The sequence below is a fragment of the Draconibacterium sp. genome, from assembly GCF_041583095.1.
In the GTDB taxonomy this organism is placed as follows: domain Bacteria; phylum Bacteroidota; class Bacteroidia; order Bacteroidales; family Prolixibacteraceae; genus Draconibacterium.
This window is the reverse complement of the sequence record NZ_JBFHGM010000190.1, coordinates 1-10,231: the sequence shown is the minus strand read 5'-3', so window position 1 is coordinate 10,231 and position 10,231 is coordinate 1. Positions and strand designations below refer to the sequence as shown.

Annotated in this window: 12 protein-coding genes; 1 reads left to right on the top strand and 11 read right to left on the bottom strand. The window is 40.6% G+C overall.

Features of this window, described 5'->3' with window-relative positions; genetic code table 11:
* The 7 genes from ABZB17_RS16025 to ABZB17_RS15995 all read right to left on the bottom strand — a co-directional run.
* Positions 1-1,392: radical SAM protein (locus ABZB17_RS16025; protein ID WP_372651512.1), on the bottom strand; the 1,392-nt coding region annotated here is incomplete at its 3' end.
* Between the two features lie 4 nt (positions 1,393-1,396).
* Positions 1,397-2,200 (bottom strand): SDR family NAD(P)-dependent oxidoreductase, encoded by an 804-nt coding sequence (locus tag ABZB17_RS16020; RefSeq protein ID WP_372651510.1) that lies wholly within the window; start codon positions 2,198-2,200, stop codon positions 1,397-1,399.
* Positions 2,201-2,206: 6 nt separating this feature from the next.
* Positions 2,207-3,181: a UbiA family prenyltransferase gene (locus tag ABZB17_RS16015; RefSeq protein WP_372651508.1), complete on the bottom strand. Its 975-nt coding sequence runs from the start codon at positions 3,179-3,181 to the stop codon at positions 2,207-2,209.
* A 10-nt stretch (positions 3,182-3,191) separates the two neighbouring features.
* On the bottom strand, positions 3,192-4,124 hold the full coding sequence (locus ABZB17_RS16010) for a diacylglycerol kinase family protein (protein WP_372651506.1): 933 nt from the start codon (positions 4,122-4,124) through the stop codon (positions 3,192-3,194).
* A gap of 3 nt (positions 4,125-4,127) precedes the next feature.
* Complete coding sequence (locus ABZB17_RS16005; protein WP_372651505.1) at positions 4,128-5,420, bottom strand: aminotransferase class I/II-fold pyridoxal phosphate-dependent enzyme; 1,293 nt, start codon at positions 5,418-5,420, stop codon at positions 4,128-4,130.
* Positions 5,404-6,399 carry an AIR synthase related protein gene (locus ABZB17_RS16000; protein WP_372651504.1) on the bottom strand — a complete coding sequence of 332 codons (996 nt, stop codon included), beginning with the start codon at positions 6,397-6,399 and terminating at the stop codon, positions 5,404-5,406. The genes ABZB17_RS16005 and ABZB17_RS16000 overlap by 17 nt, the downstream gene beginning before the upstream one ends.
* Before the next feature lie 252 nt (positions 6,400-6,651).
* Positions 6,652-7,167: a hypothetical protein gene (locus ABZB17_RS15995; protein ID WP_372651502.1), complete on the bottom strand. Its 516-nt coding sequence runs from the start codon at positions 7,165-7,167 to the stop codon at positions 6,652-6,654.
* A gap of 136 nt (positions 7,168-7,303) precedes the next feature.
* Here ABZB17_RS15995 and ABZB17_RS15990 point away from each other — a divergent pair, with 136 nt between their 5' ends.
* Complete coding sequence (locus ABZB17_RS15990) at positions 7,304-7,906, top strand: porin family protein (RefSeq protein ID WP_372651500.1); 603 nt, start codon at positions 7,304-7,306, stop codon at positions 7,904-7,906.
* Positions 7,907-8,104: 198 nt separating this feature from the next.
* Here the strand turns inward: ABZB17_RS15990 and ABZB17_RS15985 are convergent, their stop codons facing one another.
* From ABZB17_RS15985 to ABZB17_RS15970, 4 genes are all read right to left on the bottom strand, one after another.
* Positions 8,105-8,539 (bottom strand): pyridoxamine 5'-phosphate oxidase family protein, encoded by a 435-nt coding sequence (locus ABZB17_RS15985; RefSeq protein WP_372651498.1) that lies wholly within the window; start codon positions 8,537-8,539, stop codon positions 8,105-8,107.
* Positions 8,540-8,655: 116 nt separating this feature from the next.
* A complete protein-coding gene (locus ABZB17_RS15980) occupies positions 8,656-8,913 on the bottom strand; it encodes a transporter suffix domain-containing protein (protein WP_372651496.1) in 258 nt (85 codons plus the stop codon).
* Between the two features lie 40 nt (positions 8,914-8,953).
* Positions 8,954-9,589: a WbqC family protein gene (locus ABZB17_RS15975; protein ID WP_372651494.1), complete on the bottom strand. Its 636-nt coding sequence runs from the start codon at positions 9,587-9,589 to the stop codon at positions 8,954-8,956.
* Positions 9,590-9,640: 51 nt separating this feature from the next.
* Positions 9,641-10,231: hypothetical protein (locus tag ABZB17_RS15970; RefSeq protein WP_372651491.1), on the bottom strand; the 591-nt coding region annotated here is incomplete at its 5' end.

Below are 10,231 nucleotides of genomic sequence, written 5' to 3'. Positions count from 1 at the left end.
GAAGGAAAATACAGAAAAGCACAATCTTTGAACCAAAAATATTTTAAAATAGCCCGCTATTCTTTCAATATTTTTAATCCAAATCTTGCACATTTCTGTATTTCTGAGGTTAATATTTTGAATCGAACTCAGGTTATTACCTTTAAAATGTGCAGCGCTGATAAAACGCCACCATCGCCTGATGATATTGCGCCATGAATAGAACTTTTTGTTGATGTTTTTGTAGGCGCTAAAAACCTGTTCTTTTGTAACATTTTTAGGTTGAAATACTAAATGATCGCCTTCGTAGTGCGCCAGGTTTTCATCGGTAATACGGCCTTCTTCCTTCACCAGTTTGTGAAATGGTGTTCCCGGTATCGGGATTGATATGGATAACAAGATAGAACTCGGATCGATCTCTTCCAGCTTGTCGGGGAGTTTGTCATAATATTCTTCCGTATCCTCGTCCAATGCGATCATCATTTCGGTAAAAGTTAAAATGCCTCGTTTTTTTAGCTTCATAAACAGCTCTTTGTATTCGGCCGTTTTGTTTTGCTTTTTATGCACAAAGGCCAGGCTGGGGTCATTTAATGATTCCAAACCGATGAATGCCAAACCGCAATGCGCCTGTTCAAGCAAGTCGATAAATTCATCATCGTGCAGGCAGTCAAAACTAAATTGTACACCCAACGACCATAAATTCAGCTTTGCAATTTCGCGCAACAGGTTTTTGGCATACGTTAAATCGCCACCCAGGTTGTTGTCTTGCAGCATCGCTATCTTTCTTTTCAGAAGCGGAAGTTTTTGAGTACTACTTAAATCGTTCACCACATCAGCAATCGGACGTTTGCGGTGTGTGGCCGGATTAATGTTCAACTGGCAATAGCTGCATTTGTAAATACATCCGCGTGTTGCTTCGGTTACTACCGGCACTGTAAAGTCCTTCTCAATCAAATCGTAGCGTGGCGGAGGGATATTATCAAGCGGCGGTGCAAACGGTGCATAATACAACTTTTTCAGGCGATTGTTTACCAGATCGTGCACCACAACCGGCCATATTTTTTCAGCTTCTCCAACAACGGTGGCATCCATGTAGTCTTCAATTTCTTCGGGATAAGTGGAGGCATAACGTCCTCCTGCTATTACTTTTTTCCCTTTTTCTCTGAATCTTTTGGCAACTTCTTTTGCATGTGCGGCGCAAAAATCCATAAAACTAAGTGCTATATAATTGGCATCAGTTTCATAGTTGATAGAGCGGATCATTTCGTGCAGCAATTCTATTTCCACAATTGATGGAGTTAAAGCTGCCAGTAATGCTCCCGAAACAGGTGGAGCCGGTGATTTTGCGAAATAGGTTCGTTCGTCGCCCAGATTCTGAAACAATACGATTATGAGCAGTTTTGGCTTTTTCATGACTTCAGGTTTTTATTAGTTTACCGGCTCTTCTTCGAAAATAAGCCCTGACAAATCCCGGTGAAAGTGCAGCCACTTTCTCAATTAGTTTACCACGAAGCGAGAGTGCAGCTTCTGGTTTGTTCCGTTTCATTAGCTGCACAATTTGGTGGGCAACATCTTCGGCTTTTGCCATTTTATCGCGCTGTAAACGGGCTCCCGGCAAGAACTTTTCGTTACGGAAGAAGCGGGTTTGGGTGTAATCGGGAGCTACATGTAAAACCGAAATTTTGGAATTATACAATTCGGCTCTTAAGGTTTGGCTGAACGACCTTAACGCAGCTTTACTGGCCGAGTAGGCAGCATAACATGGCATGCCATAAAGCGCGGCAATTGACGATACAAATACGATCATTCCACGACTATCTTCAGGGAAATAAGGAAGGGTATGGTACGTGAGGTTAACGGCGCCCATAAAATTGATATCCAGAATTTGTTTGAAATCCTGAGGTGTGGTATTTTTTATCGGACCGAAAATACCGATTCCTGCGTTATTAATCAGAATGTCAACTGCTTGCTTTTCGGAAGATAGTTGCTTTATCGCGTTTTTAACCGCCTTTTCGTTCGAAATATCACAGCTGATAATAACTGGCTCAGATAGCTGTGGATTTGCCGAAACCACTTCGTTTCTGACTTGTTCCAAAGCCTCCAGGTTACGGGCCATGAGGATTAACCCGGGATTGTACTTTGCCAGTTCAAAGCAGAGTTGTTTCCCAATTCCGGATGAGGCACCGGAAATTATTATTCGTTTATTTTTTAGTTCAAACATGATCGGTCAGATTTGCCCTTTTTCAGGTCGGAACAACAAAACCAGTTCGAAAACAAAGTAGTAGCACAAAGCAAACAAGTACCAGTCGGGTTGAAAAGTAACCGTAATTGCCAGATGCCACAAGATGAATGCCCTTACCGTAGAAACGATGGGGTAGGTGGCATTTTCTTCAGTTTTTACGGGAGTGAAGTGGGCTTTAACCTGCCCCGAAACAGCTACTAAAATGGCTATAATAAATAATGCCAGCCCGATTGTGTTTGTGGCATCGATAAGGAAGAGTGAAGCGAGCGCAGTAATAAATACAAAAATGTCGCCCAGAACAACCGAGTGGTCCCAGCCAAATTTTACGGCAAAAGTATTGTAACCGGTTTCTCTGTCGGCAGAAATATCTTTTAAATAGCCGATCAGGACAAAATTCGCATAAGAAAAAAGGCTTATTACACACAGCCAAATGAGCATACTGTTATTAAGCGATGCAAGGCCTTTTCCTGTAACTGCTAAAAAGGCGGTAATGGGTAAGATCATAACAATCCAGCCGTTGTAAAATGGCCCGGCTACCCAAAAATTCTTTTTGAAATAGGTGTAAGTGGCCAGTCCAAATATTGCCAGCGAACAAAATATCAGATTGTTGAGATTGTAGAATATCAGTGGAATTCCAATCAGAACCAATCCGGCCAAACTAACACCACCAAGCGCTTTTGGCGATACTTCTTTTTTTATCAAAGGTCGGTACGAGGCGGAAATGGCATCGGTGTCGGTTTGAAAACAATCGGTTAAAGCCTGACCAAAACCGTAGCCCAAAAAGAACGGTAAAAACAAAATTACAAACCTGGTTATCGAGCTGTTTTCCTGCCATCCCAATGCGAGCCCGGCCAATCCGGCGGCACCGGAAACAAACAGCAGGTAAGGCCGCATGTGGATAAGAAGTGCTCTCAGAAAACGGAGGGATAGAACAGGTGCAAAATTATTTTCACTTTTCATTGTAGTAGTTTTAATCAGCAACAAATAAAGCTTTGGGTAACACAGAAAAACGAAATCGACCGGCTTCAATAATTTCTCCGTCGGTTTCGAGAAGAACAGGCTTTGTCGAAATTATTTCTACAGACTGCACAAGCGCTGTTTTGCAGTTCTTTGCTTTTGAGAATCGTTTTCGATATAAGGCGTAAAGCAGCTTGGGAATTTGTTGTCTTTTAAAGTTCTCGGCCAGGTATAATCCTAAAGAGCCACTGTCGGCACCCGGATCAACATCGTAACAGAAACTACCTGAAACATTGGGGTTTTTAGCAATAGAAAGGTTGGTGACGCTACTTGAAATCAGCTCTTCGTTATAAGCAATTTCCAAGTCAATATTTTGGTAAGTCCGCAGCGTTTGAAAAATGGTCCACAAAATAGCGATGCCGGTTGATCGCGGTTTCAGAAAACGAATAATTTTGTTGCTGTTGTCGTTAAAAAGTTTATTCCCCAAAGCTGTAAAACCAAGGCTGGCATTAACGATAAAAAGCTGTTTTTTTGTCGTGTCGCTATCTGTAAACTCAACCAGACCTAAATCAACCGGCTTTTTATTTTCAAAATCGATTTTCACCGGAATCCCGCTGATTTTGTGTTTTACAGGTTTAAGAAAATCGTTACTCGATCCCAGTCCAATGGCACCAATACTATAAGGTTCGAGTTGGTAATTTGTAACCTCCGCAAGCGTATTGATGAGGTTGTTTATACTCCCATCCCCACCTGCAGAAATAAAGTTCTTTACTTTATATTCGTTTATTAAAGTTTCCATCAGGCTGTTATGGTTATCGGTTTCCGAGAAATGGATATACAAAGTGCCAACAGGCATAATACTCTTCACATCATCCTCAATGTGATCCCATTTTTTCCCGGCCGATCCATTGTTGGCAAAACCATTTATCAATACCGCAGTTTTCATGTTTTAATCGTTGCAAACTATATTGTGTTTATACCAGATCAGTTCTACGGTGTCAACCAGTTTTTTCAGGTCATCGTTGGTGTGGTTGGCACTTATCGAGATTCGAAATCGTTGTTTGTCAGCAGGCACAGCCGGAAACTCAATGGCATTTAAGAAGATTCCCTCGCGATTAAAATCGTTGGCCATTTTTCGAATGTAGGCTTCTTTTGGAACATTTAAGGAAATGATTCCGGCCTGCGGAGGAGTTCTAATTCCAAAGGGTTTCAGCTTACGTGTTAAAAACGACACATTCTTTTTAAGTTGCACCCGCCGCCAGGGTTCATTTTCAATAACATCGATACCTGCCAGAACAGCGGCTATGGTTACAGGCGGCAACGAGGCGGAAAACATATAGGTGCGCGCCATAAATCGCAGGAATTCGATCACCTCGCGCGAACCGGAAATAAATCCACCATTTACCGCAAAAGCTTTGCTGAAGGTTCCCATAATTATTTCGTTGGTCCATTTTATCCGCAGTTCCTCCATAATTCCCTCACCGTTAAAACCCAAAACGCCTGTTCCATGTGCATCGTCGATAATGGTGTGTGCATTATATTGTTGTGCCAGTGGAATTATTTGATCCAGGGGCGAAAGGTCGCCATCCATTGAGTACACTCCTTCAACTGCCACAAAAAGGTCGCCATCGGGTTTATGTGTTTTTAGTAAATCTTCCAATTGCCCGATGTTGTTGTGCCCGAAAGTGATACATTTCCCTCTTAACAGTTTTACCCCATCGAAAAATGAAGCGTGGTTGTATTCGTCGGCCAATAGCAGATCGTGCGGTGTGCATAATCCGTAAAGCAATCCCAGGTTTGCGTTGTAACCGCTGGTAAATATCATGGTGTCTTCAGTTCCTTTTAATTGGCTCAGCCTGTTTTCCAGTTCTTTCATCAGCGATGAATAACCGTTAAGCAGTGGCGGTCCGGCAATACCTACACCGTACTTTTTTATGGCTTTTTTAACTGTTTCTTTAATGTACGGATGGTTGGCCAGCCCCAGGTAATTATTTGAACCGAACATCAACATTTCCTTCTTGTTTCCATCGGTATCAACAGCAATTACGGTGCGGTCGGTTGACGAATCGATTACCCGCATGTACAAATGCTTATCCGCTTCTTCCTGGTTTTGCAAGTAAACATGGAATAATTTAATTCGCTCATCCAATGGTAACTTTCTCCCGTTCCTCCATGCACTGGAGAAATCAATACTGTACCCGTTGTCACGTTTTGCTTCCTCGTTTTCAGATGTTGGTTTCATGACCTTTTAGGTATTTTGTTAATACAGATATGTATTCCTGAGGTTCAGAAAAATTCCGTCCTCCAATATTAAAATCACCCAAGTCGTAAAGTTTTGAATCCGATAAGAGCATTCTCTTTTTTTTCTGTATTGTCCCTATTTTGGTGAAATACAGCTCTCTGCTTTCGGCTTCTGCTAAAAAGCTTTCTTCATCTTCAGGTTTAATGGTAAATACAAGTTCATATTCGCCACATTCGCCCAAAAACAACAATTCTTCCGGCAGTTTTAGTTGGGCCATAAAAGCACTGGCAATAGGATCGGAATTTAAGCGGTCAATCAAAAAACCGGTGTTGTTCAGCGAGGAAATAGTTCGAAGCGCGTTTCCAATTCCATCGCTGGAGTCGATACAGGTTGTGGCAAATTCCTTTATTAACCCGGCCTCTTTGTGTCGCAGTTCAAATTGAGTAGAAATATTACTATCGATATTAAAAAGTTGTAAAGCGGCTTCAAAGTTGCCTGTACCACAATTTCCTGTCATGTAAATCAGTTCGCCGGGAGCTGTTCTTTTCCGCATCAGCGGTTTATCCGAATAACCGATTGAAATTCCGGTGTAGTGCCATTCTTCCGAGGTTCCCAGGTCGCCACCGATAAATGCCGCACCTGTTTCCACTAGAATTTCTGCTACACCACGTGCTAATTCAACCAGGTACGAATGATCCCATTTTTCGGGATTTAATGCAATAGAGTGACTGAAATACTGAGGGCCACCTCCCGACGCGAAAATATCGCTCAGGGTGGCCACCGCCAGGTTTTTACCCAATTGAAAAGGACTGGTGGTGCGAAAATGATCTTCTTTTGAAAAATCGTCAACCGAAAAAAGTAAATAACCGTTCTTCTTTTTCAGGATTTCGGCATCGGATTCAAAAAGATCGTTAAGCTGTTTTTTGCTGCGAGGAAGTTGCTCCGAGAGGAGAGAGATGATATTTTCTTCCAGGTTCATCGGGCCGTACTTTTGGTTTTCTATTCAAAGATACGACACCGGGAGTATGGAAAACAATAGCAAAATGTAGGCTACTATCCGGTTATTATTGGTTTCTATACTGAAAATTGCAAAACAGGAATCCCGATTATTATTTTTTACTGAAAAACGGAGTAAGGGGAAATGAACTGGCAAAAATTGCTAAAAAAAAGGATCAATACCAATCAAAAACACGGCAATTAAACAAAAGTGTTTTGGAATATTCGGTGGTGTTTATTTTTCTTCCGGCGCGGTATTGGCTTCCATTGTCATTCCCGGGTAAAGACTGAAGCGTTTTACATCGGTGGTATAAATTTCAATCATTTCGTCGTCTTCGCTTTGTGGGGTATTGCTAAAATATAAATGGTAGGCAGCGTGCATGGGCACCATTACTTTACAATTTAAATGTGGCGGAATGCGAATATCCATAAAATCGCAGTAGTTTTTTTCATCCCAAACCAAATCTGTAAGCATATTCACGTAAATTGTGTCGTTTGTTGGATTGATCAGGTTGATCTTTTTAAACTGCTGTTCAGAAGGAATATAGTCGATTTCGCACTCTAGCATCGCACCAACAAAAGCAGATCCTAACCCTACCACCACCTCAGCAAAAATATTCCCACCACGGCTGGTTCTGAGTTCTTTTTGTCGCTCATAGCTCGATTTGTCGTAAATATACTTCGGACTAGAGCAGCTATGAAAAAGAAGAAGAGCACTTATAATCAGCAGATAAGCCAGGTGTTTTTTCATGGTTAATTTGTTTTGAAAAATAAATTACAATTTTCATGCCTGAATTTACGGAGAAAAGATGCAACGATATTTGTAAAAACTCTGTATACTTGAAATAGAATTTTAACGTTATAAACAAAATTCAAAACTAATAGTTATGAAACGATTTCTTTTTGCTTCTCTATTTGTTTTAATAGCATCGATTGGATTTGCCCAGCCTATTTTTGATTTGGGAGTGAAAGCCGGTGTGCATTATTCAAACATGAGTCTTGACGGAGATTTTGACCTTAGTTCAGATGCCATTACCAAAATACATTGGGGTGCGTTTGGTCGGGTAGGCTTTAATCGTGTTTATGTTCAGCCCGAGGTTTATTTTAGTAAAAAAGGTGGTGATCTGTCGTATGAAGGTCCGATGGACATTGGTACCTTAACGGGTGGATTTGATTACAAGAATATTGATGTGCCGATTCTTTTGGGATACAAACTGGTAAAAACTCCGGTAATCGACCTTAGGGTTATGGCCGGTCCGGTATTTAGTTTTGTTACCGATGCCGATTATCCGAATGAGTTGGATCCATACCTGAGTGATGATTTTTTTGAAGATAACTTATTTGGGGTGCAATATGGTTTGGGTGTTGATGTTTTATTTTTTACGCTTGATGCCCGCATGGAGCATACCGGTAAAGTTTACGATGATCCGGATTTTGTTAACGGAAAATCTACGTCGTTTATGCTGACACTTGGTTTTAAGATTTTGTAATATGAATATAGAAGGCTTCGGTAATAATCGAAGCCTTTTTTTTGCTCCAATTGTTATTAACTTCTCGCATCAGTTTTTCGATAAGCCGGGCAGTGTTCTTCAGTTCAATTTATTGTGGTACTAATTTGCAACCATAAACGTATTTAGGTTGGTAAAGAACGGTTTTAGAAAAATGAGGAAGTGATCCAAGAAGCTTAATCAGAAAACCAGGTGTTCCACATTTTCTTCGTTCATAACATCGCTTAAAGTCCAAAAGTGCACATCGCCGGCAGTTACTCTGAAAATTTCGCTAATGGGTTCCAGATCATAGCCGGAAATATCGTCCAGATAAAGGCGTGCTTCATGCAAGCGGTGTATCATCTCCGGATCATTAACAAATTCAACCGTGCCTGTTAACCGCATCTGTTTGGCTTGCGCCAGATCGTGCGGATTGTTGTAAAAACAAACTTCTACTTTCGGATTGTGGTGAAGTTGTTTCGACAAGTCTTTCGGAGAGAGAGTGCCAAAATAAAAACCCGTTTTATCGGCAAAAAACAAAAGCACGGTTCGAACCCGTGGCTGATCGCCATCGCAGGTTGCCAAATAACAAACCGGGTTGGCAGCGGCAAACGAAATGTAATCATTTATATTCATGGCTAAGGATTTTTGGTAACACATAAGTTACAAAAAATCAGTGTGAAATGCAATATTGAAAAGTACGCAGGAGGAGCAAAATTGAGATGGTTTTATTGAGTGCTAATTGATGTCGTTTACCCGTTTTGGTTCTTCTTTTTAAACCAGTTTATTGGGTTTAACTGTTTCTTGTATTTGGTGAATAGTTCTTTTCCGACCAGCAGTCCCCCGGCCCAAAACACAACTTCCATCAATATAAAACTGGTTGTTGAAGCAGCTACTTTTGTTTTGGTGGGCAAATCAAAAAACGGAATGATCAGTGTGGCAGCAAAAAATACCCCGGAAAAGACCATTAAAAAAATCCCGATTTTTATCTGACTGTTTTTTCTACTCATAAAATTCAAAACAGCAAATTCGGGGGATTGTTTTCTGTACTTATTTCTTCTGTAAACTTTGTAACAGAATGGTGTAAGCATTTGGGCCTTCGTTAAAAAGCAGATCCAGAATACTTAAATCGGGTAAAAACCCATATTTATCGGAGAACACCTGGGTATATGTTTGGGGCTGAAATGCTGGATCGGGATTGTACTTTAATTTTGGAGAAATACCATCGCGCAAATTGAAGGTGTTCTGAGGTACCTTTTCAAAGTCTTCAGTTAAGCGGATTTTATTTTCAATTTCGAAAAAATCACAAAGTTGTTCGTGTATCTGCAGGTTAAAGTCTAGCAGGTATTTGGTTTTACTTTCATAAAACGGGTACAATTCATCCTGGTAATACTCGAAATACGGCGACGAGTTGTAGGCCGAAACGATGGTTTGCCAGTGGTTGCGTTGCCAGTTTTCATCGTACGATATTTGAAGATCTTTTATAAGAATTTTTGGTCCACGCCCTTTTACCACCGGAATAACCAACGAAATTGGTCCGTTTCCTCCCAATATCTGGCAGCGGTTTCGGTAGGTTTGTTTGGTGAAGTTCTCAAATTGCTCGATATAAACTTCAGCATGGTGTAAATAGCGTGTATAGAAATGTACCGGAGCAAAGTATGCGGTACTTAATAAAATAGGCTTCAACTCTGATTATTTTTGTTCAACAACAAAAATACCAAAATAATAGATTTGCGGCTATTTATGTTTTGCTTTAATGGTTTCGCAATAACGTTCAACAATTTCAGGGAAATCACTGAATTCATAACGTCCGTTTTCTATGTCTTTCACCAGAGCTTTATCGTCACTAAATAATTTTGTGCAGGTTTCAAAACTATCCTCGTTATAGTTGTACCATCTAAAATCCATTAATACCATATAGTGTGGCACTTCAATTATCTCCGATTCAATACCGGTATTCTCCATTTTAGTGGTTACAAAATAGTAAAGCGGATAAATGTTGTCGGACAAACGAAGAATAAAGTTGCCTTCTTTAGACGGAAAAATACTTAAGCGAATATCGTCGCGACTTTCGAAAGTAACTCGTCCATTTTCGGTGTCCATAAAAAAGCCACTAATTACTCCCGGTTTAAATGATTTCTTTTTACCTCCGGCATCAATAAATTTTACCTCGCTTTGAAGTTTAAGAAGGGGGTCCTTTTTTATACTTGCTGCAATGGTATCGTTATTTAAACTAATAATACCACCATTCACATAGCCCTTTTTTTGTTTATTAATGCTCCCGTAAGACATTGATAGATAGATAAAGATACTGAGGAGTAGAGAGGT

Bases quoted from the DNA above. Each gene is read 5' to 3' on its own strand.
- ABZB17_RS16020 (WP_372651510.1), bottom strand. From the start codon at position 2,200: ATGTTTGAACTAAAAAATAAACGAATAATAATTTCCGGTGCCTCATCC.
- ABZB17_RS16000 (WP_372651504.1), bottom strand. From the start codon at position 6,399: ATGAACCTGGAAGAAAATATCATCTCTCTCCTCTCGGAGCAACTTCCT.
- ABZB17_RS15995 (WP_372651502.1), bottom strand. From the start codon at position 7,167: ATGAAAAAACACCTGGCTTATCTGCTGATTATAAGTGCTCTTCTTCTT.
- ABZB17_RS16005 (WP_372651505.1), bottom strand. From the start codon at position 5,420: ATGAAACCAACATCTGAAAACGAGGAAGCAAAACGTGACAACGGGTAC.
- ABZB17_RS15985 (WP_372651498.1), bottom strand. From the start codon at position 8,539: ATGAATATAAATGATTACATTTCGTTTGCCGCTGCCAACCCGGTTTGT.
- ABZB17_RS16015 (WP_372651508.1), bottom strand. From the start codon at position 3,181: ATGAAAAGTGAAAATAATTTTGCACCTGTTCTATCCCTCCGTTTTCTG.
- ABZB17_RS16010 (WP_372651506.1), bottom strand. From the start codon at position 4,124: ATGAAAACTGCGGTATTGATAAATGGTTTTGCCAACAATGGATCGGCC.
- ABZB17_RS15990 (WP_372651500.1), top strand. From the start codon at position 7,304: ATGAAACGATTTCTTTTTGCTTCTCTATTTGTTTTAATAGCATCGATT.
- ABZB17_RS15980 (WP_372651496.1), bottom strand. From the start codon at position 8,913: ATGAGTAGAAAAAACAGTCAGATAAAAATCGGGATTTTTTTAATGGTC.